We start from the raw sequence: 24351 nt of genomic DNA, 5'->3' as shown, positions 1-24351 counted from the left end.
TTGAGCTATGATTCCAAAAGGTTTTGAAGAAAAGCTGAGTCTTTATGAGTATTTAAAAGGTTTTATTTCTACTGTTAAATTAGATAAAATTGAAAAACTGGTATCTTACAGAACAAATTATATTGCTCCTGTTTTAGAAGATATTTATCAGTATCGTAATGCCGGAGCTATTGTCCGAAGTATGGAAGCTTTTGGATTTCAGTCCGTATATGCTCTGGAGAACAGAAATTCATTTATTCCGGAGGCTACTGTATCTAAAGGTGCTGATAAGTGGGTAGATATTATTTATATGCATGCAGGCTTAGGGGCTTTACAAAATATAAAAAATAAAGGTTATCAATTGGCTGCCATTTCACCTGAAAAAAATGCAATAAATATTCAGGACTTTCAAATAAAACAACCGGTAGCTTTAATATATGGTACAGAATTTAAAGGAGTAACTGAGGAAACTCTTAGTCTTGCAGACATCTGTATTAAAATTCCTATGCTTGGATTTACTGAAAGTTTAAATGTATCGGTAGCTGCAGGTATTTCATTTTATGAAATGAGAAATAAACTTGAAAAATCAAGTTTAGACTGGAAATTATCTGAAGAAGAAAAATTGGAATTAAAAATAAAATGGGCGATTAAATCGGTTAGTTCCGGTGAGGAAATAGCCCTACATTATCTTAAAACTTTTCAAAAATGAAAAAAACATTACTGTCCTGCTGGGTTTGTCTAACAATATCTTTACTTCCTGCACAAAAAATTGAGGAGGTTACATTCACTGAAAAAAATAAGCCATTAGAAGGTTTTGGTTTTAAAGCCCCTGTTTGCAACAAAGACGTTTTAGTAAATACGTGGAAAACCTTTATAAAAAAGAATGGAGGAAAAGTGAAAGGGGGTGTCATCAATAAAGTAACGGGCAGTGAAATTCAGTTTCTACAGGAGGGAAATACATGGAGCGGATATTTTGCATATAGTTTTAATGAAGATAACACCCTGACTATATATACTTCTTTTCAAGATATGCAGGGCGACTTTTTAACTTCTAAAAACTATAAAAATGAATATGACTCGCTGGTAACCATTTTAAGCGGTTACAGAGATTCTATTCTTAAAGAGTGTAATTTGGATGACCTAAATCGAGCCAGAGCCTATAGCAATACGCTCAGTAAAGAAAAAATACGAAATTCTGATCGTATTTTATACCTTGAAAAAAGCAATCAGTCTGATAAACAAAAGGTTACCCTGAGTGAAGGAAAAGATCTGACTGAAAAGGAAAAAGTTAGTATTGAGAAAGTAAAGCAACGAATAATATCCAATATAACAGAAATTCAACTTTTGAGGGACAAAAATAGAATACTGGATGAACAAATAAAATCGCAAAGCTTAGTAATACAAAGATTTGAAACAAGAAAAGATCATTTAGAAAAAGGAATTGAATTAAGTTCCAGTGACAATGCGGATACTTCTGAAACTGTTAAAAAAACAGATGAAAATACAAGAGATTACTTTGATCGTTAAAAAAAATCCACTATATTTATAGTATATATTTAAAATAAATTTATAGATCATTCGTATTAGCGTATGATTTTGGACCTTAATTCATTTACATATGAAACTAAAAAAATTGAATTTAATGAATCTTAATGAAGTAAATTTTATGGAAAAACTTTATTTGGATTCTTTTCCTAAAGAAGAGCAAAGACCTACTGAAAGAATGTTTAAAGCTTACGAAAATTCACAAAATAAATTTTCAATATTATTGGCTGTGACTGAGAGTAAAAATGTTGGCTTTTTTAATTTTTGGGATTTTGATAAATTTATTTTTGCAGAACATTTTGCTATTTCTTCAGATTTTAGAAGTGGCGGATATGGAAGCAGAGTTATGAAAGTTTTTATGGAAAATATATCTAAACCTATAGTACTGGAGGTAGAACCACCGGAAACAGAAATTTCCCAAAGAAGAATAGGTTTTTATGAAAGATTAGGATTTAAATTATGGGATAAAATCAAGTATAGACAGCCTTCGTATGAATCAAAAGGAATTTCTTATCCCATGAGAATAATGTCAGTCGGTGAATTAGATATTGAAAAAGATCACAAATCTGTGATTGAAACTATACATAACGTATATTCTATATAATAAAAAAAGACTATCTGCAGAGATAGTCTTTTTTATTTTATTCTACAGCTATTGATGATTTAAACATCAATTTTAGCATATGCAGCATTTTTTTCAATAAATTCTCTTCTTGGCGGAACATCATCTCCCATCAACATAGAAAAGATTCTATCTGCTTCAGATGCATTGTTTATGGTAACCTGACGTAGAGTTCTTTGCTCCGGATTCATAGTTGTATCCCAAAGTTGTTCTGCATTCATTTCCCCAAGACCTTTATACCTCTGTACAGAAAATCCTTTTCCTTGAGCATTTCCAATCTGAGCAGCAATTTCTTCTCTGTGCTTATCATCCCAGGCATAATATTCTTTGCTGCCTTTTTTTAATAAATATAACGGTGGAGTTGCAATATAAATGTATCCTTTTTCAATCATTTCTTTCATATAGCGGAAAAAGAAAGTAAGAATCAGAGTTGTAATGTGCGAACCATCCACATCGGCATCGGTCATAATAACCACTTTATGATACCTCAATTTAGCCATATTTAAAGCTTTGGAATCCTCTTCTGTACCTACGGAAACACCTAGAGCCGTATAAATATTTTTTATTTCTTCACTTTCGAAAACCTTGTAGCTCATTGCTTTTTCCACGTTAAGAATTTTACCTCTTAGTGGAAGTATAGCCTGAAACATACGATCTCTCCCCTGCTTAGCAGTTCCACCTGCTGAATCTCCCTCGACAAGGAACAATTCACTGTCCTCAGCTTTTCTCGAAGAACAGTCAGCCAGTTTTCCGGGAAGACCGCTTCCTCCTAAAGGTGATTTTCTCTGAACCAATTCACGTGCTTTTTTAGCTGCCTGTCTTGCTTTTGCTGCTAATAAAACTTTTTGTACTATTTGCTTTGCTTCATTCGGATGCTCTTCTAAATAATTAGTTAACATTTCTGCTACTAGTTTATCAACCGCAGAACTTACCTCTGAATTTCCCAATTTAGTTTTGGTTTGGCCTTCAAACTGAGGTTCCATAACTTTAACAGATACAACAGCTGTTAAACCTTCACGGAAATCATCTCCTGTAATTTCAACTTTTTCTTTAGCCAGATTTATATTTTCATCCGCATATTTTTTTAATGTACGGGTCAATGCTCTTCTAAATCCTGTTAAATGTGTACCTCCTTCGTGGGTATTAATATTATTAACGTAGGAATGGATATTTTCTGTGTATGAAGTATTGTAACGCATAGCTACTTCTACAGGAATATCTTCAATTTCACCTTCCATATGAATAATTTCGTCCATAAGAGGCTCACGGTTCCCATCTACAAACTCAACAAATTCTTCAAGTCCACGATCTGAATGAAAGGTTTCATTTTTAAAACTTCCATCTTCTTCCGTTTCACGTTCATCTGTGATAGTTATTGTAATTCCTTTGTTTAAGAAAGAAAGCTCTCTTAAACGAGTAGCTAGTGTATCGTAGCTGTAAACCGTATCATTAAAAATTGACGGATCTGGTGAGAAAGTTACTTCTGTACCGGTCTTTTCAGAGGTTCCGACAACTTCAACAGGGTTTAAGGCAACCCCTTTTGAATATCTTTGTTCGTATTTTTTTCCGTTTCGATTAACCGTAGCAACTAACAGGGTTGATAGTGCATTTACACAGGAAACTCCTACTCCGTGGAGACCTCCCGATACTTTATAAGAATCTTTATCAAACTTCCCTCCCGCTCCTATTTTGGTCATTACTAATTCTAAAGCAGATAAACCGGTTTTTGTATTAACATCTACGGGAATACCTCGTCCATTGTCTTTAACGGTAATGGAATTATCTTTACCAATAATTACATCTATATCATCACAATAGCCAGCTAAAGCTTCATCTATTGAGTTATCTACCACCTCATATACTAAATGATGCAAGCCTCTGACACCCACATCTCCAATATACATGGAAGGACGCATACGTACGTGTTCAATTCCTTCTAAGGCCTGAATACTGTCAGCCGTATATTTTTGTTCACTCATATTATATTCTATCGGTTCTTTTACTATTTAAAATCGACTTACAAAGATACGAATTTTTATTGTTTTTTCCAGCTCTAAATTGGCTTATATTGATCCTGTTTCGGGATAATTTTACCATTTTATTTTTACTTATTTTTTTATTTATAAAATTGAATTAACAGCTATCAATTGTTTACTAATAGATAATTTACATATTAATTTATTTTAAGCTGAGTGAATATAAACAGAAAAGCCTGATTAATATTTAATCAGGCTACAACTATTTTGTATTTATATAATTAAATTTCTGAATACGTTTGAATTAAGGATCCAAAATCTTTACTGTTTAAAGAAGCTCCTCCTATTAATCCGCCGTCAACATCCGGTTTTGAAAATATATCTTTTGCATTCTCCGGTTTTACACTTCCTCCATATAAAATGGAAACTGAATCAGCTATTTCTTTTCCATATTTTTCTGCCAATAAACTTCGAATATATGCATGAATTTCCTGTGCCTGATCGGGTGTAGCTGTTTCCCCTGTACCTATAGCCCAAACGGGTTCATAGGCAATAACCACTTTTGAGATTTCTTCTGAAGATAAGTTAAATAAAGCAACTTCGGTTTGTCTTTTAACAACTTCGAAATGTTTACCCGCTTTTCTTTCCTCTAACACTTCCCCATTACAAAAAATAGGTGTTAATCCATTATCTAAAGCAATCTTAACTTTTTTGCCTATTTGCTCATCCGTTTCATTATGATATTGTCTTCTTTCCGAATGCCCGATGATAGCTCCATCAGCCTGAATTGAGGCTAACATTTCAGCAGAAATTTCTCCTGTATAAGCTCCGGATTTATGCTCGGATATATCTTCTGAATAAATATTTAAATTTTTAAAGTTAGATTTAGCATTTTCCAAATATATATAGGGTATACCCACCACAACTTCACATTTAGCATTATTTGAGTTTAAATATGCGTCTATTTCAGATAATAAAGCTTTGGCTTCCGGCAAAGTTTTATTCATTTTCCAGTTACCAGCTACAATTTTTTTTCTCATTAGGTTAAAATTTATGTTAATTTTTATTTTTTTATTTTTAATTAAAGTTTTACCATTTCTTTAACTTCCGGAAAATCGTTAGCATGATATTTGGCTACCACTATTCCTTTTTTCAGAACCATTAATCCTGGGTTACTTCTGTTAATTGTTTTTAAAGTAGTCTGATCCATTGAGCAGGAACCTACAGGAGTTAAAGCTCCAGGATCATTAGACAAGATTACAAATTTAACTTTTTTCTGGTTTAGTTCATTAGTGATTTTTCTTAGCTTTGCTTTTTCTATTAAAGTCAGTTTATTTGCAAATGGGACTGTAAATACAGCTATTTTATCTGAATTCAAAATTTCCTCTGTGCGATCATTATTCTGACAATCTACTATAAAATCGTGAACAGAATTAGGTATTGCTTCTTTTATAATTTCAACTTTAGTATCTTTAATAGCCCAATTTAAAGTATCTTTCCATATTTCTGTATTAATATATTCATCAGCTGTATAATTCTTTTCTTCATTATTTTTCAAATTTCTAAGAGTATACACCGTATTGTTTACTTCCGGTATTCCATCGTTCATCCCTGATATTAAATTTTTTCCTACAGCATAAGGTCTAAAATCTATGATCGGTAGATGAGCAATGCCCTGATAGACTACCCAACCTAAAAATAATAATGAAACCACAACTAAAGTACCGTTTATTTTAGTACTGAATAAAGGTGTTATATATTTGGATCCTGAAATTATCAATAATATCATTACAAGTAGGGCAATATCTTTATAAAAAGATGTCCAGGGCTTTAATTTCAGAGCGTCTCCAAAGCATCCGCAATCTGTAACTACATTATAATAAGCCGAATAAAACGTTAAAAAAGAAAAGAAAACGATTAAAATAAGCAATGAGTATATAGTTAACTTTTTTAAAATGCCCAGCAATAAAAATACACCTAACATTACTTCTAATATAACAAAAACTATGGACATAGGTAGGGCTAAATTATGCAATACCGATATATCGAATACGCTCGGTCCAAAATACTCTTCTAATTTATAGGAAAATCCAATGGGATCTATTACTTTAACGAAGCCGGAGATAATAAATATTATTCCCACCACAATTCTTACTAAATTTGTTATATATTTCATACACTTATTTTTGGTTTTTTTCGTCTATCAATATTAAAGCAAATACTGCATAATTTAGTATGTCATTATAATTTGCTTCTAAACCTTCTGAAACTAATGTTTTCCCTTCATTATCTTCGATTTGTTTAATTCTGAGCAACTTTTGCAGAATCATATCTGTTATTGAGCTAATACGCATTTCTCTCCAGGCTTCACCATAATCATGGTTTTTATTATTCATTAATTCCTTTGCTTCAGAAATTTTAATATCATAAAATTCAAGAGCTTTTGTAGAGTTTATATCCGGTTGCTCTACCACACCTTTTTCAAGTTGAATAAGAGCTATAGCTGAATAATTAATTATAGCTATAAATTCACCCTCTATATTTTCATCAATTTTTTGCTCTCCTTTTTGCTGAATAGTACGTATACGGTTAGCTTTTATATAAATTTGATCTGTTAAAGAAGGTAATCTCAAAATTCTCCATGCAGCTCCATAATCGGACAATTTATTTTCAAATAATTTTCTACATATTGAAATTACAGAATCAAATTGTTGGGAAGTATTTTTCATGTTTTTTTTATTCACTACAAAAATACTATTTCACAACATATTTTCCTAAAGGTAATCTATCAATTATCCATAATATTAAAACTGATAAAAATAAGGTAAAGAGAAAAGTTGCTGGTATAGATAGATAAGGGTTAAATGTATAATGAGCCAAACCTATCTTTGCAGAGATATCTATCATAAGAACATGAATCAGATATATACCATAACTATATTTACTGATAAAACTTAAAAATCTGTTTTTTTTGTTGAAAAATGAAACTGTTTTAAAAATAATAAAAATTGAAATTGCTTGTATAATATCCCAAGGCTTATAATTTTCTGTGAGAACCCCGTTTTTTACAGAAGATAAATAGGTGTCTAAGCTAATAAGAAGACATGAAAAAAAGTATACAAAAAATAAAATAATTTTATTTCTATTATTAATATTTAGCTTAGTTGTAAATAGAAAATAACCTAGTACAAAAAATCCTAAAAATTGTGAAAAAAAAGATAAATCAACAGATGTTTTTAAATATACAAACGGAAAATAATTAATCAAAACAGCAAATGCACAAATACATAAAAAATAAATTTGTTCTTTTCTGTTACTATTTAATAACCACCTGTTTATGACCGGATGAATCAAATATAAACTAATTAATAAGTATATATACCACATATGATAGCCAGCACCGAATGCTAATTTATTCCAGCCATATTCCAATGAATATTTTACAAATTCTAGGTCAAACGTTCTATGAAATTTAAAAAATTCCCTTGATAAATTATACATTATATAAATTAAACTCCAAAACAGAAACGGAATTAGTATCCTTGTAAATCGTTTTTTTAGAAAATCAGTTAATTTATAGGGTTTACCTAAAGTTAACGCTCCGGTTATCATCAGGAATACAGGTACGCAAAAACGAGTAAAACTTTCATAAAGATTAGCAGCCCACCATTGAGAGTCAGGGACATTGCCAAAAGAATATATCATTTGGGCGGAAACATGTAGTAAGACTACTGCCATTGCAGCAATAGCACGTAAATTTTCAATCCAAATCAGTGGTATTTTATTATCTTTATTTTTTTCCATCTTTTATTATATGTACAAAATTATTAATTTTAACCTTTATTTAAATATTTAACTTAAAAAATGACAATTAACCTTAACGGTCAACTCATCAATTTTGATGTTCCAAAAATTGCTGGTATATTGAACTTAACTCCTGACTCATTTTTTGATGGGGGTAAATACAAAACTATCGATCATGCTATAATTCAGGTGGAAAAACTTTTAGATGAAGGAGCTGATTTAATTGATATCGGAGGTCAATCTACACGTCCAGGTTCTAAATTAGTTTCTGATAAGGAAGAAATTGATCGGATTTTACCTGTAGTTAAGGAGCTAGTGAGAAGGTTTCCTGATATAAAAATATCTATTGATACTTTTTGGTCTCGCGTAGCGGAACAAACTGTTAATGAAGGAGCAGCGATGATAAATGATATATCCGGAGGAACCATTGATTCTCGAATGTTTCCAACTATGGGACGTTTAAATGTTCCTTATGTATTGATGCATATGAGAGGGACACCTCAAACTATGAACAGTTTTACTAATTACAACAACCTAATTCTGGACATCAATTTTTATTTTTCAGAAAAACTTAATGAATTAAGAAATCAAGGAGTAACTGATATATTATTGGATCCGGGCTTTGGATTTAGTAAAAATATAGATCAAAATTTTGAACTAATGAAAAACCTTGATAAACTGGCCGTATTTAATTTACCTATATATGTAGGTATTTCCAGAAAGAAAATGATCTATCAGCCTTTGAATGCTACAGCAGAAGAAGCGTTAACCGGAACCGCGGCCGTAAATTTATATGCCTTACAAAAAGGAGCAAATATTCTAAGAGTTCATGATGTAAAAGAGGCTAAACAAGTTATAAAATTATGGAATTTGTTGAAATAAATTAAAAAACTTCTTACTTTTATCCCTTCAATTACAATATGCAAAATTCAGAAATAATTTTAGTTAGTATTACGGGTATGGATAAACCCGGTATTACAACGGCTTTAACAGAAATTCTAGGAAAATATAATGCTACAATTCTTGATATTGGTCAGGCTAACATACATAAATCTTTATCCTTAGCTATCATATTTAAATCGGAAAACGGAAGTTCCGGAAACATTTTAAAAGAAATGCTCTTTAAAGCTAATACCCTTGAAATCGGTATTCGTTTTCGTGCTTTATCTGAAGATGAATATAATAACTGGGTGAAAGTTCAAGGAAAAAACAGATATATTATTCATATTTTAGGAAAAGAACTGAGTGCTTTACAAATATCAAAAGTGTCTCAGGTTTTATTGGAATTCGAATTAAATATTGAAAGAATTATTCGTCTTACCCAACGAATACCTTTAGACAGACATATTAACCGAACTTGCTTTGAATTTGCAGTACGTGGCAACTTATCTAAAATTAAAGAAATACAGAACCGATTCTTAACTTTATCTTCAGAATTAACTATAGATATTGCTTTACAGGAAGAAAACAAATACAGACGTATGCGTCGACTGATTTGTTTTGATATGGATTCTACGTTAATACAAACAGAAGTCATAGATGAGCTTGCAGAAAAAGCTGGAGTAGGCAAAGAAGTGAAAGCCATAACTGAATCTGCAATGAACGGTGAAATTGATTTTTCAGAAAGTTTTAAAAGACGTATCAAACTGTTAAAAGGGTTAGATCAGAGTGTCTTAAGGGAAATTGCTGAAAATTTACCCATTACCGAGGGGCTGGAAAGATTGATGAGCATTTTAAAAAAGAGCGGTTATAAAACTGCAATCATTTCCGGAGGATTTACATATTTTGGAGATTATTTAAAAGATAAATTTGGTTTTGATTATGTATTTGCTAATTCCCTCGAAATAATTGATGGAAAATTGACCGGTAATTATTTAGGTGATATTGTGGATGGTAAGAAAAAAGCAGAATATTTAAAACTTTTATCTAAGATTGAGAATATAGACATACAACAAACTGTAGCTGTAGGCGATGGTGCCAATGATCTCCCTATGCTTTCCATAGCTGGTCTGGGAATTGCATTCCATGCAAAACCTACTGTTAAGAAAAATGCTAATCATGCTTTATCAACCGTCGGATTAGATGGAATATTGTATTTCTTAGGATATAAGGATTCTTCTGAGGACATTGAAATGACTAATATTTCATAGTATTTATAGCAAAATTCTGGTAAATATTTTTAAAGATAAGTTTGCTAAATTTATTTTTTTCTATATTCTATTGGAGATAAACCTCTGTTTTTTTTAAAAAATTTACTAAAAAAAGAGGGATTTGGAAAATTTAATTCCTCTGAAATTTGCAGAACAGTTAAATTAGAGGTTTTTAATAAATTTTTGGCTGTAATCATGACCATTCTGTTTATCCACTCCGTGGCAGATACTCCACTTATATCCTTAATAATCTTAGACAGATACTTGGGTGTTAAAAACATTTTCTCGGCATAAAACCCTACGCTTCGCTCTTTTTTATGAAACTTTAATAATAATTGAATGAATTTATTATACAATTCATCTTTTCTTATAGAAACAAAGTTTTTTTCAATTTCGACTGAATAATATATCCCGGCAAGCTCCGTTAAAAACGCTAGCAATATTGTTTTGATAATTTTTTCCTGAAAAATATGAGTATCTTTTTCATAATATTTAACAATTAAAGAATGAAAATCACTAAGATTATGAATTATATCCTTACTAATACTTAAACAAGGAATATTCCTTATTTTATTTATGGTTTTTATGTCAAATACAGGATTAAATTCCAGCAAAAAATCGATTGAAAAAAATAAAGATTGTAATTTAATATTTTCTCCCCAGACAAGAGGCTCTATCACCTGCCCTGGCATAAAAAATATAATTTTATCAGGAACAATTTCATGTTCGTTCATGTTTATTTTAACCTTACCTCTACCCTCTTTACATATACAAATAATTATGCCTTCAACTATATATAACTGATGGATTACAACCGGAAAAGAATTATCCGGAATTAATAAATTTTTAATAGTAGTTTCAGTGTTACTGACAGGATAATTACTTAATGTTATTTTATGAATTTTTTCATCTTGTCCGTTCATAACTCAGAAAAATGATAGTTTTACTAATTATTAATAAATTGTACTTATCTAAAACTTATGTATTCGACTTTTAGAACACTTTTAGAGAAATATTGATCTGTATATTTCACCTTAGTTTTTAGACCTTTGAAATACGATTAGTTAAAATACTAATTAGTAAATAGTGTGTATGTAGAATTTGTTTATTGGTTAGAGGCTCGATATATGCAAATCTCTCTATTCTTCTTTCATATATAGCAAAAACAGTTTTTAATGAGTAAATTAACTCTAACCAATAACAAATGTATTATGAAATATTGCTGACTTCACTAATACATTACCTGACGCATCAATAGAATCCAGATAAATTTCCTCTAACTGATTTATTAATTTTTCATTATATGGCTGAGTTACTCTCACATAATTTTCTGTATAACCAAACATCATTCCATTTTTGTTTTCATGTTCCCATAATACTGTTTTAATTTTACCTAATTGAGATTCATAAAATGCATGACGTTTTTTCTCAGATAAAATTTTAAGCATCTTATTTCTTCTTTTTCTTTCACTTATTGAAACTACTCCCTCCATAGCTATAGCTTCAGTGTTTTCCCTTTCAGAGTAAGTAAATACATGTAAATAACTAATAGGTAAGCTTTGTATAAAATTATAGGTTTCCATAAACTTTTCTTCCGTTTCTCCAGGAAATCCTACAATAACATCTACTCCAATACAAGCATCTGCAATAACTGAACGTATCTTAGATACTCTTTCTTTGTATAGTCCGGACAAGTACCGGCGTTTCATTTTCTTTAATATATCATCTGAGCCCGATTGTAAGGGTATATGAAAGTGAGGTACAAATACTTTTGACTGACTAACAAAGTCAATGGTTTCATTTTTTAACAGGTTAGGCTCTATGGAAGATATGCGTATTCTTTCAATACCGGGAACTTTGTCTAATTCTTTTACTAATTCAAAAAAAGTGTGTTCATGCTTTTTATTTCCAAATTCTCCTTTTCCATAGTCTCCTATATTTACCCCTGTCAAAACAATCTCTTTAATATTCTTCTTAGAGATCTCCTGAGCCTGAATTAAAACATTTTCAAGTGTGGATGATCTGGAAATTCCTCTTGCTAATGGAATTGTGCAGTAAGTACATTTATAATCACAACCATCCTGTACTTTAAGAAATGCACGTGTTCGATCGCCTATCGAGTAAGAACCTACAAAAAAATCAGCCTCATCAATTTCACATGAATGAATTTGAGCGTCCGAATCTTTTTTTAATTCAAGTATGTATTTATATATATTAAACTTTTCCTTAGCTCCCAATACTAAATCTACGCCTTCTATCTCTGCAATTTCTTTAGGTTTTAGCTGAGCATAGCATCCGATAACGCAAATTAATGCTTCCGGATTTTTATTTAAAGCCCTTTTAACTATGGTTTTGCATTCTTTGTCAGCATTATCTGTAACTGAGCATGTATTAATAATATACACATCTGCACTATCATCAAAAAGAACTTTTTTAAAACCTAACTCAAGCAATTGTCTGGCTATTGTAGAAGTTTCTGCAAAGTTTAATTTACACCCTAAAGTGTGAAAAGCTACTGATTTTGTATTGTCTAACATATTGCAAAATTAATATATTTTTTTGTCAGTCAAAATCAATAGCTTCTCATTAATTATTAATTATTTAAAATAATTCTGTCGTGAAGTGGTTGAATAGGACGATTATTACTTTTAGGTAAGTGGTCTGCTATTTCATCAATTTCTTGCTCAGTCATATCAATAGGATTTTTAAACACTATCCAGGTAACATTTTCAGCACAAGGGGGTGTAGTTAAAGATCCTACGTAGGTATAATACGATTTCTTTTTTGGATACATTTTTTCAGGATTAAATACTATATGAGTCTCTTCTTTACTGTGTTTACCTAATTTTTTAAATACATCCAGTTTTTCAAAATATGAATTTTCAGGTCCGTCTTTTACCATAACTGCTATTACCAATACAGAACCGTCTTGAGCTCTGTGAACAAAGTGAAGTTCTAAAGGATATCTGATACCGTCAATTTTATGTTCTGACTCTTCATGAGCATGAAACTGAGCTAAAGTATATACTTTGTTATTGTACGTTATAGTACTACCTTCTTTAAAATCGAATTGCAAAGAGTGACCATTATCCTCTATTTCATCAATTTCACCAGAACCATAATTAAAAATGATCTTAGGTAATTTTTTATCAAGCTTAGACTTGGTAATATTAATAGGTGATTGATACTTACCTTTTCCGCATTGTTCACCACCTTGCATTTCCCCCCAGTGTTCCGGCGAACCTTCTCCGTCATACCCCCAATGGTGGTTTTGTGAAAAAACAAAAGAAAAAGCTAAACATCCGATAAGAAATAATTTATTTTTCATTTAGTGTAATATTTTAATTTATGCAAAATTAAAGAGTATCTCATTAGCCATCAAGTTAAAGTTATGTTAATTATTTTATACTAATTTTTCAACATTATAAATATAATAAAAATAAAAACGTATTTTATATATTTGCAAAACTTAATTTGTTGTATAGTTCTTATGAATTACCTTGGTCTTCACTCTTTATTAACTTTAAAAGTTAATGAAAGTAACAAACTGCTATCTTTAGATGAATTTTTATTTTTTACGAAAAAAATACTAGTTAAGTATGAGCTCGAAAAAGTAGGTTGCTCATCATTTGTTTTTGACAACGGTGGTTTTACTTCTGCATTTTGTCTTAAAGAATCTCATATTTGCATTCATACATGGCCGGAACTTAGCACATTGACCCTTGATATTTATTTATGTAATTATTTTCAAAACAATAATCAAAAAGTAAAAGATATTTCAGAAGAATATATATATTTCTTTAATGCTGACATAATCTCTAAACATGAAATTTATAGATAACCTATGATTGTTCGCTGCCCAAAATGTTCTAAAAATAACTCCTCAAGTTTTGGAAACAATTACTTATATTTTGCATGTGCCAAATGCAAAAGACTCTTTGTTTTTAAATCCAATAATTGGCAATTATTAAAATCTTTGCGTAAAAATATCCATACTATTTTAGTTTTAGGCCAGAAAGGTATTTTTGATAGTCAAGAATACACTGTAACAGGTATTCTAATCAAAAAAGACGATGAATTTTATGAGTGGACGGAATATATTTTACAATCGGAAACATTAGATTTTATTTATCTTTCAGAATATAAAGGTCATTGGACTATACTAAAAGAGGTCGAAGATTTAAAAGAAGTTAGAAAATTATCTAAAAATAAATTACCCTCTTCTATTTCTTCAAAATTTAAAGAAAATAATGTAAAATTAGTTTCAGCTTTAGGCTTTTTCGACTTCAACCCATCTTTACCTTATAAGACTCTGGAATATGATAACACCCCCTATTTGTTATCTATTGAGGAATCATTAGAAAAGTCGATTTATGTAGGTAAATATTTTACTCACAAAGAAATGAAAATAGCTTTTGGAAGCTTGTCATTACCTCCTAAAAAAGGTTATGGCCTCCTTCAGCCATTTTTAATTAATGTGAAAAATATGTCTTTAATCTTTATATTTATATCTTTATTTCTAGCTGGTTTTCATTATTGGGCATATTCAAAAGAAAAAAATCAGGAAATTCTAGATACTAATGTTGAATATTATAATAATGAGGTTTTTATTACACCATCATTTGAAGTTGAAGATAGAGTTGGAAATTTAATAATTAAACTGTATTCCTCCGTTTCTAATTCTTGGACTAGTTGCGATATGGTCTTGGTAAATGAATCTAATAATAATAAAGAGTATGCATTTAAAGATATTGAATATTATTACGGATATAGCGAAGGTGAAACGTGGTCTGAAGGAAACCGTGAAGGTATTGTAAAACTGTGTGGAGTAGGTAAAGGAAAGTATCACATGGAATTTACCATGTCTGCAGATAAATCAAGTGTAAGCAGACACTCAATGAAAATTGAAGTATTATGGATAAAACCTTCATATTGGAATCTATTGATAATTATTGGAAGTTTAGTTGTTATTTTAGTACTTATTTTCGTCGTAAACGTTTTATATAATAGAATTAAGTTTAATCAAAATAATTAAGTTATGAAATTATTACATTTTATTAAAAACAATAAAACATCACTTATTATTGGTTGCTTAGCATTACTTTTTTATTTCCTTTACACATTCACGGGTAACCGGATATGTGATTGTACAAAAACAGAAAAATCCAGTACAAGCAATAGTCAAAACAGAAATCATTCGAGATCTTTCTTTTATCATAAATAAATATATAAAAATATAAGTATGGACATATCATTAAAAGTTATAATCAATTCATTAGTATTTTCAGGTTTAGGATTATTAATCTTAATTATATCCTATTACATCATTGAAAAACTTACACCTGAAAAAACCTGGAAAGAAATATCAGAAAATGGCAACATAGCTTTAGCTATTGTATTAGCTGCATCTATATTAGGCATTTCACTTATAATAAGTGCAGCAATACATGGATAAAATTAAGTTCGAATATTTACTTCTTTTTTCCGTTTTTATAATCGCTACCTGTGGGCTGGTATATGAATTGGTTGCTGGTGCTTTAGCTAGCTATTTATTAGGTGATTCAGTAAAACAATTTTCATTTATTATAGGGGTTTACTTATTTTCCATGGGAATAGGTTCATATTTTTCAAAATTCTTTAATAAAAATTTACTAAATGTATTTGTTGAAGTAGAAATTTTGGTTGGACTCATTGGAGGATTAAGTTCAGTTATACTTTTTTTACTCTTCAATATTGCTAGTTTTTTTCAGTTTACACTTTACTTACTTGTGTTTCTTACCGGCTGTTTAGTAGGCTTAGAGATTCCAATTCTTATGAACATTCTTAAAGGTAGAATAGGTTTTAAAGATTTAGTTTCCAATGTTTTTACCTTTGATTATATAGGAGCATTGATCGCTTCTATACTTTTTCCACTTATACTAGTTCCTAAATTGGGATTAATGAAAACTTCCTTGTTTTTTGGAATGATAAATGTCAGTATTGCTATTTTTCTTGCTTTCCACTTAAAAAGAGAGCTAAAAAATGTTATTATTTTGCAAATTAAAGCTGTAAGTTCTTTTGTAATTTTACTGGTTGCTTTTATCTTTTCTGAGAAAATTTTATCTTTTTCAGAAGAAAAAATGTATGGTGAAACAATAGTATATACTCATTCTACTTCTTATCAAAGAATTGTTCTAACTCATAACCACAACGAATACAGATTATATTTAAACAATAACCTGCAATTCAGTTCTGCCGATGAATATAGATATCATGAAGCACTTGTTCATCCAGCCATGTCTCTGGCCTCAAATGTTGAAAATGTACTTATTCTGGGAGGAGGAGACGGACTTGCCGTGAGAGAAGTTCTTAAATATAGAGATGTTAAAAATATCACTTTGGTTGATTTAGACGAAGGGATGACTAAATTATTTAAAAATAACTCATTGTTAACGAAACTAAACCTCAATTCTCTTTGGAATGAAAAAGTTAAAATTATTAATTCTGATGCTTACATTTGGATTAAAAATTGCGATAAAAAATTTGATGTTGTAATTGTCGATTTTCCGGATCCTTCTAACTATAGTTTAGGTAAATTATATTCCGTGGGTTTTTACAAAGCTTTATATAATAAAATTACTCCAGAAGCTATAGTTGCAATACAAACTACTTCACCATATTTTGCGCCAAGGTCATTTTGGTGCATCGCTGAAACTATAAAACAGGTTTTTCCTAAAGTTGAAGCTTATCACGTATATGTTCCTTCTTTTGGAGAATGGGGATTTACTTTATCTGCTAAATCTTCTAAAACTGATTTTCATAAAATACAAAGGAAAATAAGTAATTTACGATTCTACACATATAATTTTTATGATTTTACCTTATTTACCAAAGACATGTTAGCTAAGGATATTGAAGTAAATCGTTTAGACAATCAGGTTTTAGTAAGGTATTTTGATGAAGAATGGGGAAAGATTCAATAAAGAACTGCTAAAATGAATAAAGAAAATTATAATCGAAGAGAATTTTTCAAACTTTCATTTATCGGATTGTTCATAACTCCTTTTTTACTTCAATGTAAGCAAAAAGCAAAAAAATTACTCATAAACCTTACCGGCACTAATCATATTTTAGGACATCGGCTATGGAGTAAAAATTTTCCAGAGGTTTCCGGTATTAAAGAAGTAAAATATTTAATTATTGGAGGAGGTATTTCAGGGCTTTCCGCTGCAAGACAATTAATTAGTAAAGGTATTACAGATTTTGCACTACTTGAAATGAGTGATGAAATTGGTGGAAATGCATCATCAGGCAGAAATAATATTTCTTCATATCCCAGAGGTGCGCATTATTTACCTCTACCAGATAAGGAAAATAAGGAGTTACTTAATTTCCTTTATGAATCTAATATAATAATTAATTACAAAGAAGGAATTCCGGTTTATGATGAAGAACAATTATCTTTTGCTCCTCACGAACGGTTATTTATAAATAATTCTTGGCAAGAAGGACTTATTCCTAAGTCAACGCGTAGTAAAGATTCTGAATTGGAATTTAAACGTTTTTTAAAAGAAATGGATATATTCCGAAATATGAAAGGAGCTGATGGAAAATTTTTCTTTGCTATCCCTTTTTCATTTATTAGCCTGGACACAACACTACAATCACTCGATAAACTTACGATGAAAGACTGGTTGATAAAAAATAATTTTTCTGCTGAAGAATTGCTATGGTATGTCGATTATTGTTGTAAAGATGATTATGGTTTAGGTATAGATTCGGTATCTGCTTGGGCTGGAATCCATTATTTTGCATCTAGAAAAAATAATGCAAACTTATATGCGACAGATGCTGTTCTTACATGGCCTGAAGGAAATGCAAGATTAGCAGCCCATCTTAAAAAACGCTGTATAAACCATATCTATAAAAATCATTTGGCTTACAAAGTAGGTTTGGAAAAAGATAAGGTTCATGTACATGCATTTAACTCAAAAAATAATCAATCTACACTTATAAAGTCAGAAAAAGTCATTGTTTCCTCTCCTCAGTTTATAAACAAGTATTTAATTAAAGACAGACATGTATTTACCAAAAACTTTAATTATAGTCCCTGGATTGTTGCAACTTTTACTGTCAATTCGGCCTTACACGATAGTGAATTCCCTCTTTCATGGGATAATGTGATTTATAAAGGAAAAGGCTTAGGGTATATATACAATCAGAATCAAAATTTAAACCAGATAAACGATAAAAAAGTGATAAGTTATTATTTATGCCTTTCAGGTCCAGATTTAAATTTAGAACGCAAAAAACTTTTTAATAAAACAGAAAACTATTGGAGAAATTATATTCTTAACGATCTAAAAAAAGCACATCCTGATATTGAAAATTTCATTGAAAATATGGAAATTTACCGAATAGGTCATGGAATGATAGCTCCAGTTCCAGGATTTATTTTTGGTAAAGAAAAAAAGGAGGCTTCAAAAACAATAAACGACAAAATATATTTTGCCCATACTGATTTAACAGGATATTCATTATTTGAAGAAGCCTTCCAACAGGGAATAAATGCAGCAAACCAACTATTGAAGTAAAGAGATTACCAAATAAACGAAATGGTTTGAGCTACCTCTGGTGAAAGCGATAAGGATACCGGGCAAGTATGGGCCACACGCTCTAAAATAGTTTTTTGCTTTTCATCTAAATTCAGATTGGGGAAATAAATATCTATCTTGATTTCACCAATCCTTCTGGGAGAAGAATTCATTATCTTGGTCACTTCTGCACGAGTACCTATTAAATCAATGTTCATTTCACGTGATTTTATACCCATAATCGACAATATACAGCTAGCCAAAGCACTTGCCACTAAATCGGTAGGCGAGAAACTTTCCCCTTTCCCATGATTATCTACCGGTGCATCTGTGGCTATTTTTGCTCCACTTTGAATATGAACAGAATCTGTGTGAAGATCTCCTTGATAAATTACTTCTAAAGTCATAATATTCGTATTTAATTATTTTTTAATTATTTTCAATAGTACAATTAATCCACTCAGGATCAAAAGAGGCTTTACATTTTTTATAAAATTTAATTGCCGGTTCATTCCATTCCAATACCTGCCAGGTCATACCCGAAAAATTATTACTTTTCACTTCTTTAAGCAAAGAATCAAAAAGCTTACTACCTACTCCCTTCCCTCTCCAGTCCTTACTCACAATAATATCTTCCAGATACATACGTTCACCTTTCCATGTTGAAAATCGAATATAATATAAAGCAAAACCTACCACCCTTCCGGATTTTGTATCTTCTGCAACAAAAGCCCACCAAACAGGATGTTCACCAAATCCGCTTTTTTCAAATTGATCAATTTTGATTGTAACCTCTTCAGGTGCCTTTTCAAATTCCGCTAATTCTCTTACTAACTCTAATAATCTCGGACAATCTTCTTTTTTTGCTTTTCTTATGATCATGTATTTTCTTTATTTTACTTTATACCAAAGTTACTAATTAATACTAATACGTAAGCATCTAAAATTTCGAAAACGTCAATTTGTCACTATTAATGAGTTGGTATTTTTTTTGATTTTTAATGGAAAATAAATTTTAATAAAAGATATAACACATATGGCAAAAGGTAATATCAATGTATCAGTAGAAAACATTTTTCCTCTGATAAAAAAGTTTTTATATAGTGATCATGAGATATTTTTACGTGAATTAGTTTCAAATGCAACAGATGCTACTCTAAAACTTAAACATTTAACCAATATTGGTGAAGCTAAGGTTGAATATGGTAGTCCTATCATTGAAATTAAAATAGATAAAGAAAATAAAACACTGCATATTATCGATCAGGGTATCGGTATGACAGAAGAAGAAGTGCAGAAATATATTAATGAAGTAGCTTTCTCGGGTGCAGAAGATTTTATATCTAAACATAAAGATGCTGAAAAAGAAGGTATTATCGGACATTTTGGTCTAGGTTTTTATTCATCTTTTATGGTCGCGGATAAAGTGGAAATTATAACCAAATCATTTACATATGCACCTGCGGTTCATTGGGTATGTGACGGTAGCCCTCAATTTGATTTAGGCCCTTCAGATAAAACTAATCGTGGAACTGAAATTATTCTTCATATAGCTGAAGATTCTCAGGAGTTTTTAGAGGAATATAAAATACGGGAATTACTGCAAAAATATAATCGTTTTATGCCTATTCCAATTAAATTTGGAACTAAGGAAGAAACTTTACCTTTACCAGAGGATGCAGATAAAGATGCTACTCCAGAAAAAGTAGTTGTAGATGATATCATTAACAATCCCAACCCTGCTTGGACCAAAGCTCCTTCTGAATTAAAAGAGGAAGATTACAAAGCTTTTTATCATGAGCTGTATCCAATGCAGTTTGATGAGCCATTATTCAACATACATTTAAATGTTGACTACCCCTTTCATTTAACCGGAATATTATTTTTCCCCAAACTTGGTAACAATATAAATATTGATAAAGATAAAATACAATTATATCAAAATCAAGTATTTGTAACCGATGAAGTTAAAGGAATTGTTCCAGACTTTTTAATGTTACTACGAGGAGTTATTGATTCTCCGGATATTCCGTTGAATGTTTCCCGTTCCTACCTTCAGGCTGACGGTGCTGTGAAAAAAATATCTTCTTACATCACGAAAAAAGTGGCTGATAAAATGGTTTCATTAATGAATGAAAACCGTGAAGACTATGAGAAAAAATGGAATGATATAAAGGTTGTTATTGAATATGGAATGATTTCAGAAGAAAAATTCTTTGAAAAATCAGACAAATTTGCATTATATCCTACTGTTGATGGTACTTATTATACATTTGATGAGCTTAAAGATAAAATTAAAGATTTTCAAACTGATAAAGACGGAAAATTAATCATACTTTATGCTTCCAACATCCATGAACAGGATCAATATATTCAAACAGCAAAAGATAAAGGATATGAAGTTTTACTTCTAGATTCTCCTATTACATCTCACTTAATTCAGAAACTGGAAACTTCTAAAGAAAATATATCTTTTGTTCGTGTTGATGCAGATCACATTAACAACTTGATTAAAAAAGAAAAAGTAACAGTATCTGTTCTTTCAGATGAAGAAAAAGAAAACCTGAAAAAAGAACTGGAAGAAGCTATTGATTCTAAAATTTATACAATTGAGCTGGAAAATCTAGGCAAAAATGATGCACCTTTTATGTTAACACAGCCCGAATTTATGAGAAGAATGAAGGATATGCAGCAATTGGGAGGTGGTATGTACGGAATGATGGGTAATTTCCCTGAAATGTATAATCTGGTAGTAAACACTAATAGTCCGCTGGCTTCAGAAATTTTATCCAAAGATAATAAAGAGGAGAAAGCCAAAGTTATTAGACAAGCTCTTGATTTGGCAAAACTGTCTCAAAATATTCTTAAAGGTAAAGATTTAACTGATTTTATCAAACGTAGTTTTGAAATGATCAAATAGCATATTTATATGTAAACGTAAAAAAGCCACTTTTTATTTAAGTGGCTTTTTTTATATTAATATTAACTGAATATTATTAATTCGAACTACCTCCGAGCAAAGTTCCAAGTATACTTTTTGAAATTGAATTTTTCATTTCATAATCTTTAGCAACTTCAAAAAGGCCATCTACAATTTGTTGTGATGCATATTGGCTTATGGAAGAACTTACATTCGAATTTGTTGAAGATTGTTTATTTCCTAATAACGCATCAATTGCACTTTTTACGCTTTTATCTTTAGTTGCATTATTAATTAAAGAGGTTAATCCATTTGAATTTAACTGACTTTCTACCTGAGGTTGAATAGCAGCAATCAATTTAGATTGAGTTTTATTTTTTAAATATTCCGTAGCAGCTCCTTTACCTCCGGATAAAATAGATACAGCATCTGAAATAGTCATTTCCTGTATAGCGGAAGTTATTATAGGCTTAGCTACATTTACAGAAGATTCTGCTGCCTTTCCAATATATTCTTTTTCTTTAGTCACCAGACTGCTTAGACCTAAATTTTCAAGTTTTGTATTAATTTTTTTGAGCTCAGCAGGCATAACAGCTTCAATTAAAGCATTGGTAATAAATGAATTTGAATTACCTAACACAGAAAAACCCTGATTAGTACTCGAGGTCATCATCTGTTTGACTGTATTTAAACCTGCAGTAGAGGTTGTAGAAGTAGAAGAACCTTGTGTATAACACGATTGTAAACTTATAACAAAAGTAGAGGCTAAAATTAGTTTAGAAATTGTACTTATTTTCATTTCATCAATATTTTTGCTTACTACTTTACAAAAAAGGTACCATTTTTTATAGTAATTACACTACATCTATATAAACTCTTATTTTATAGATGAATAGACCTAAAATATCTATCTATATTAATTTTTCTACTACAATAAAGTTTCAGGATTTACTATTTTGAATGATCTAACCTAAAATATTCCTGCAAAAGATCTCCTCTTTTTTTACCAATCAGTTCTTCAATTTCAGCTGGTGATGCCTTTTTAATGGCTTGCACAGATTTAAAATGGCTTAATAGCTGCTGGATGGTTTTTTCTCCAATTCCGCTTATATTATCTAATTCTGTAGTAAATGTATTTTTACTTCTTTTATTTCTGTGAAGGGTAATTCCATATCTGTGAGCCTCATCCCTTACCTTTTGCAAAACTTTTAGAGTTTCTGAAGTTTTATCTAAATATAGCGGAATAGAATCGTGAGGAAAATAAATTTCTTCCAGTCTTTTTGCTATACCAATAATGGGAATTTTTCCAGCCAGTCCTAATAATTCCAAAGATTTATAGGCAGAACTCAATTGACCTTTTCCTCCATCAATTAATATTAGCTGAGGTAGTTCATTTCCTTCATCAAGCTGTCTTCTGTATCTGCGGAAAATGACTTCTTCCATTGTTGCAAAATCGTTAGGCCCTTCCACTGATTTAACATTAAATATTCTATATTCTCCTTTACTGGGCTTACCATTTCGAAAAACAACACAAGCAGAAACCGGATTGGTACCTTGAATGTTGGAATTATCAAAACCTTCAATAAGGCGTGGTTCCTGAGGCAAATGAAGTAACATTTTCATTTCTGCCATTATTCTATTGGAATGGCGCTCAGGATCAATAATTTTAACTTGTTTAAGCTTTTCCAGTCTGTATTCTTTAGCATTTCTTTCCGATAAATCAAGAATTTTTTTCTTATCTCCTATCTTGGGAATAGATAATTTAACATTAGGTATATCCAAATCAATAGGAAAAGGCAAATAAATTTCTTTAGAAAAAGATTGAAATTTTTTTCTAATTTCCACTAAGGTTTTTTCCAGAATTTCTTCCGGAGATTCATCCAGTTTTTTCTTTATTTCTGTAGTATACGATTGAATAATTCTACCTTTAACAATTTTAAAATAATTTACGTAAGCTGCTGTTTCATCTGTAGTTATTCCAAATACATCTACATTTGAAATAGTGGGTGAAATTACTGTTGATTTTGCCTGGTATTTTTCAAGCAAATCCAGCTTTTCTTTAATTAGCTGAGCCTTCTCAAATTCCATGTCACCAGCAAAGGTCATCATTTTTTTTCGTAAAGAATTCAAGGGTTCCGTAATGTTTCCCTTTATAATCTCACGAATTTCCTGAACATTGTCCAGATAATTTTCTAGCGATTGGTGTTCTTCACATGGACCCAAACAATTATGAATATGATATTCCAGACAGACTGAATACTTATTAGCTTCAATTTTATCTTTTTTCAAATCCAGATTACAGGTTCGTAGCGGATATATACTTTTAATTAATTCCAGCAAGGTTCTGGCAACTATAACAGATGTATAAGGGCCATAATATTCCGAACCTTCATATACCAGTTTACGGGTCAAAAATATTCTGGGAAAAGGCTCCTTTCTAATACAAATCCAGGGATAGGTTTTATCATCTTTTAACCTGATGTTGTATCGTGGCAGATATTCTTTAATCAAATTATTTTCCAGAAGCAATGCATCATATTCCGTATCTACAATTGTCGTTTTAATATTACGAATTTTGGAAACCAGAACTTTAGTCTTTCCGAAATTTTCTTTATTAAAATAAGAAATAACTCTTTTTTTTAGATTTTTTGCTTTCCCTACATACAGAATTTTATTTTCCTCATCAAAAAACTGATATACACCGGGCTTGTTAGGTAACGTTTTAAGTTGAAGCTCTAAAGACATTTTACAAATTTAGTGTTAAGATTTTACAAATATCGGA

General features: G+C 30.6%; 23 protein-coding genes. 11 read left to right on the top strand and 12 right to left on the bottom strand.

Going from position 1 to position 24351, the window contains the following annotated elements:
* Positions 1-7 precede the first annotated feature (7 nt).
* The 3 genes from EQ921_RS07885 (at position 8) to EQ921_RS07875 (ending at position 2128) form a co-directional block, all read left to right on the top strand.
* The gene (locus EQ921_RS07885) at positions 8-688 is read left to right on the top strand and encodes an RNA methyltransferase (RefSeq protein WP_128152783.1); all 681 of its coding nucleotides are present in this window, start codon (positions 8-10) and stop codon (positions 686-688) included.
* Entirely contained in the window at positions 685-1506 is an 822-nt protein-coding gene (locus tag EQ921_RS07880) for a hypothetical protein (protein ID WP_128331225.1), read from the top strand. The genes EQ921_RS07885 and EQ921_RS07880 overlap by 4 nt, the downstream gene beginning before the upstream one ends.
* Before the next feature lie 91 nt (positions 1507-1597).
* The gene (locus tag EQ921_RS07875; protein ID WP_128152785.1) at positions 1598-2128 is read left to right on the top strand and encodes a GNAT family N-acetyltransferase; all 531 of its coding nucleotides are present in this window, start codon (positions 1598-1600) and stop codon (positions 2126-2128) included.
* Positions 2129-2187: 59 nt separating this feature from the next.
* Here the strand turns inward: EQ921_RS07875 and gyrB are convergent, their stop codons facing one another.
* The 5 genes from gyrB to EQ921_RS07850 form a co-directional block, all read right to left on the bottom strand.
* Positions 2188-4125, bottom strand: a complete 1938-nt coding sequence (gene gyrB, locus EQ921_RS07870; protein ID WP_128152786.1) for a DNA topoisomerase (ATP-hydrolyzing) subunit B — start codon at positions 4123-4125, stop codon at positions 2188-2190.
* 278 nt (positions 4126-4403) lie between these two features.
* Positions 4404-5162, bottom strand: a complete 759-nt coding sequence (tpiA, locus tag EQ921_RS07865; protein ID WP_128152787.1) for a triose-phosphate isomerase — start codon at positions 5160-5162, stop codon at positions 4404-4406.
* Between the two features lie 41 nt (positions 5163-5203).
* The gene (locus tag EQ921_RS07860; RefSeq protein ID WP_128331224.1) at positions 5204-6298 is read right to left on the bottom strand and encodes a BT_3928 family protein; all 1095 of its coding nucleotides are present in this window, start codon (positions 6296-6298) and stop codon (positions 5204-5206) included.
* 4 nt (positions 6299-6302) lie between these two features.
* Positions 6303-6851, bottom strand: coding sequence for a DUF1599 domain-containing protein (locus EQ921_RS07855; RefSeq protein ID WP_128331223.1), 549 nt, complete (start codon positions 6849-6851; stop codon positions 6303-6305).
* A gap of 25 nt (positions 6852-6876) precedes the next feature.
* Complete coding sequence (locus tag EQ921_RS07850) at positions 6877-7926, bottom strand: acyltransferase (RefSeq protein WP_128331222.1); 1050 nt, start codon at positions 7924-7926, stop codon at positions 6877-6879.
* Between the two features lie 60 nt (positions 7927-7986).
* Between EQ921_RS07850 and folP the strand changes: the two genes are divergently transcribed.
* Together folP and serB are read left to right on the top strand one after the other, a co-directional pair.
* Positions 7987-8808, top strand: coding sequence for a dihydropteroate synthase (folP, locus tag EQ921_RS07845; RefSeq protein WP_128331221.1), 822 nt, complete (start codon positions 7987-7989; stop codon positions 8806-8808).
* A gap of 38 nt (positions 8809-8846) precedes the next feature.
* Entirely contained in the window at positions 8847-10076 is a 1230-nt protein-coding gene (gene serB / locus EQ921_RS07840; RefSeq protein WP_128331220.1) for a phosphoserine phosphatase SerB, read from the top strand.
* 50 nt (positions 10077-10126) lie between these two features.
* Here serB and EQ921_RS07835 read toward each other — a convergent pair whose 3' ends face one another.
* From EQ921_RS07835 to EQ921_RS07825, 3 genes are all read right to left on the bottom strand, one after another.
* Positions 10127-10999 (bottom strand): AraC family transcriptional regulator, encoded by an 873-nt coding sequence (locus EQ921_RS07835; RefSeq protein ID WP_128331219.1) that lies wholly within the window; start codon positions 10997-10999, stop codon positions 10127-10129.
* A gap of 267 nt (positions 11000-11266) precedes the next feature.
* A complete protein-coding gene (gene mtaB, locus EQ921_RS07830; RefSeq protein ID WP_128331218.1) occupies positions 11267-12613 on the bottom strand; it encodes a tRNA (N(6)-L-threonylcarbamoyladenosine(37)-C(2))-methylthiotransferase MtaB in 1347 nt (448 codons plus the stop codon).
* 56 nt (positions 12614-12669) lie between these two features.
* Positions 12670-13404: a carbonic anhydrase gene (locus EQ921_RS07825; RefSeq protein ID WP_128152795.1), complete on the bottom strand. Its 735-nt coding sequence runs from the start codon at positions 13402-13404 to the stop codon at positions 12670-12672.
* 162 nt (positions 13405-13566) lie between these two features.
* Here EQ921_RS07825 and EQ921_RS07820 point away from each other — a divergent pair, with 162 nt between their 5' ends.
* The 5 genes from EQ921_RS07820 to EQ921_RS07795 all read left to right on the top strand — a co-directional run bounded on the left by EQ921_RS07820 (position 13567) and on the right by EQ921_RS07795 (position 18649).
* Positions 13567-13917 carry an S-adenosylmethionine decarboxylase family protein gene (locus EQ921_RS07820; protein WP_128152796.1) on the top strand — a complete coding sequence of 117 codons (351 nt, stop codon included), beginning with the start codon at positions 13567-13569 and terminating at the stop codon, positions 13915-13917.
* Positions 13918-14052: 135 nt separating this feature from the next.
* Positions 14053-15111, top strand: a complete 1059-nt coding sequence (locus EQ921_RS07815; protein ID WP_164875607.1) for a DUF4178 domain-containing protein — start codon at positions 14053-14055, stop codon at positions 15109-15111.
* A 207-nt stretch (positions 15112-15318) separates the two neighbouring features.
* Positions 15319-15531, top strand: coding sequence for a DUF350 domain-containing protein (locus tag EQ921_RS07805; protein WP_128152799.1), 213 nt, complete (start codon positions 15319-15321; stop codon positions 15529-15531).
* Positions 15524-17038 carry a polyamine aminopropyltransferase gene (locus EQ921_RS07800; RefSeq protein WP_128331216.1) on the top strand — a complete coding sequence of 505 codons (1515 nt, stop codon included), beginning with the start codon at positions 15524-15526 and terminating at the stop codon, positions 17036-17038. Before EQ921_RS07805 ends, EQ921_RS07800 begins: the two co-directional genes overlap by 8 nt.
* Positions 17039-17050: 12 nt before the next feature.
* Positions 17051-18649, top strand: coding sequence for an NAD(P)/FAD-dependent oxidoreductase (locus tag EQ921_RS07795; RefSeq protein WP_128152801.1), 1599 nt, complete (start codon positions 17051-17053; stop codon positions 18647-18649).
* Positions 18650-18654: 5 nt separating this feature from the next.
* Here the strand turns inward: EQ921_RS07795 and EQ921_RS07790 are convergent, their stop codons facing one another.
* Positions 18655-19056, bottom strand: a complete 402-nt coding sequence (locus EQ921_RS07790; protein ID WP_128331215.1) for an OsmC family protein — start codon at positions 19054-19056, stop codon at positions 18655-18657.
* A 22-nt stretch (positions 19057-19078) separates the two neighbouring features.
* The gene (locus tag EQ921_RS07785; protein WP_128331214.1) at positions 19079-19531 is read right to left on the bottom strand and encodes a GNAT family N-acetyltransferase; all 453 of its coding nucleotides are present in this window, start codon (positions 19529-19531) and stop codon (positions 19079-19081) included.
* A 154-nt stretch (positions 19532-19685) separates the two neighbouring features.
* Here EQ921_RS07785 and htpG point away from each other — a divergent pair, with 154 nt between their 5' ends.
* On the top strand, positions 19686-21569 hold the full coding sequence (gene htpG, locus EQ921_RS07780) for a molecular chaperone HtpG (RefSeq protein WP_128331213.1): 1884 nt from the start codon (positions 19686-19688) through the stop codon (positions 21567-21569).
* A gap of 76 nt (positions 21570-21645) precedes the next feature.
* Here the strand turns inward: htpG and EQ921_RS07775 are convergent, their stop codons facing one another.
* The gene (locus EQ921_RS07775; protein WP_128331212.1) at positions 21646-22368 is read right to left on the bottom strand and encodes a DUF4197 family protein; all 723 of its coding nucleotides are present in this window, start codon (positions 22366-22368) and stop codon (positions 21646-21648) included.
* Positions 22369-22520: 152 nt separating this feature from the next.
* Positions 22521-24314: an excinuclease ABC subunit UvrC gene (gene uvrC, locus EQ921_RS07770; RefSeq protein ID WP_128331211.1), complete on the bottom strand. Its 1794-nt coding sequence runs from the start codon at positions 24312-24314 to the stop codon at positions 22521-22523.
* Positions 24315-24351 lie beyond the last annotated feature (37 nt).

The organism is Apibacter sp. HY039 (assembly GCF_004023655.1).
GTDB lineage: Bacteria > Bacteroidota > Bacteroidia > Flavobacteriales > Weeksellaceae > Apibacter > Apibacter raozihei.
Note: the sequence above shows the minus strand (reverse complement) of the source record. Positions and strands in the feature narration are given on the sequence as shown.

What these genes read in the sequence shown, in the direction of transcription:
- EQ921_RS07885 (WP_128152783.1), top strand. Translation starts at nt 8, where the DNA reads ATGATTCCAAAAGGTTTTGAAGAAAAGCTGAGTCTTTATGAGTATTTA.
- EQ921_RS07880 (WP_128331225.1), top strand. Translation starts at nt 685, where the DNA reads ATGAAAAAAACATTACTGTCCTGCTGGGTTTGTCTAACAATATCTTTA.
- EQ921_RS07875 (WP_128152785.1), top strand. Translation starts at nt 1,598, where the DNA reads ATGAAACTAAAAAAATTGAATTTAATGAATCTTAATGAAGTAAATTTT.
- gyrB (WP_128152786.1), bottom strand. Translation starts at nt 4,125, where the DNA reads ATGAGTGAACAAAAATATACGGCTGACAGTATTCAGGCCTTAGAAGGA.
- tpiA (WP_128152787.1), bottom strand. Translation starts at nt 5,162, where the DNA reads ATGAGAAAAAAAATTGTAGCTGGTAACTGGAAAATGAATAAAACTTTG.
- EQ921_RS07860 (WP_128331224.1), bottom strand. Translation starts at nt 6,298, where the DNA reads ATGAAATATATAACAAATTTAGTAAGAATTGTGGTGGGAATAATATTT.
- EQ921_RS07855 (WP_128331223.1), bottom strand. Translation starts at nt 6,851, where the DNA reads ATGAAAAATACTTCCCAACAATTTGATTCTGTAATTTCAATATGTAGA.
- EQ921_RS07850 (WP_128331222.1), bottom strand. Translation starts at nt 7,926, where the DNA reads ATGGAAAAAAATAAAGATAATAAAATACCACTGATTTGGATTGAAAAT.
- folP (WP_128331221.1), top strand. Translation starts at nt 7,987, where the DNA reads ATGACAATTAACCTTAACGGTCAACTCATCAATTTTGATGTTCCAAAA.
- serB (WP_128331220.1), top strand. Translation starts at nt 8,847, where the DNA reads ATGCAAAATTCAGAAATAATTTTAGTTAGTATTACGGGTATGGATAAA.
- EQ921_RS07835 (WP_128331219.1), bottom strand. Translation starts at nt 10,999, where the DNA reads ATGAACGGACAAGATGAAAAAATTCATAAAATAACATTAAGTAATTAT.
- mtaB (WP_128331218.1), bottom strand. Translation starts at nt 12,613, where the DNA reads ATGTTAGACAATACAAAATCAGTAGCTTTTCACACTTTAGGGTGTAAA.
- EQ921_RS07825 (WP_128152795.1), bottom strand. Translation starts at nt 13,404, where the DNA reads ATGAAAAATAAATTATTTCTTATCGGATGTTTAGCTTTTTCTTTTGTT.
- EQ921_RS07820 (WP_128152796.1), top strand. Translation starts at nt 13,567, where the DNA reads ATGAATTACCTTGGTCTTCACTCTTTATTAACTTTAAAAGTTAATGAA.
- EQ921_RS07805 (WP_128152799.1), top strand. Translation starts at nt 15,319, where the DNA reads ATGGACATATCATTAAAAGTTATAATCAATTCATTAGTATTTTCAGGT.
- EQ921_RS07800 (WP_128331216.1), top strand. Translation starts at nt 15,524, where the DNA reads ATGGATAAAATTAAGTTCGAATATTTACTTCTTTTTTCCGTTTTTATA.
- EQ921_RS07795 (WP_128152801.1), top strand. Translation starts at nt 17,051, where the DNA reads ATGAATAAAGAAAATTATAATCGAAGAGAATTTTTCAAACTTTCATTT.
- EQ921_RS07790 (WP_128331215.1), bottom strand. Translation starts at nt 19,056, where the DNA reads ATGACTTTAGAAGTAATTTATCAAGGAGATCTTCACACAGATTCTGTT.
- EQ921_RS07785 (WP_128331214.1), bottom strand. Translation starts at nt 19,531, where the DNA reads ATGATCATAAGAAAAGCAAAAAAAGAAGATTGTCCGAGATTATTAGAG.
- htpG (WP_128331213.1), top strand. Translation starts at nt 19,686, where the DNA reads ATGGCAAAAGGTAATATCAATGTATCAGTAGAAAACATTTTTCCTCTG.
- EQ921_RS07775 (WP_128331212.1), bottom strand. Translation starts at nt 22,368, where the DNA reads ATGAAAATAAGTACAATTTCTAAACTAATTTTAGCCTCTACTTTTGTT.
- uvrC (WP_128331211.1), bottom strand. Translation starts at nt 24,314, where the DNA reads ATGTCTTTAGAGCTTCAACTTAAAACGTTACCTAACAAGCCCGGTGTA.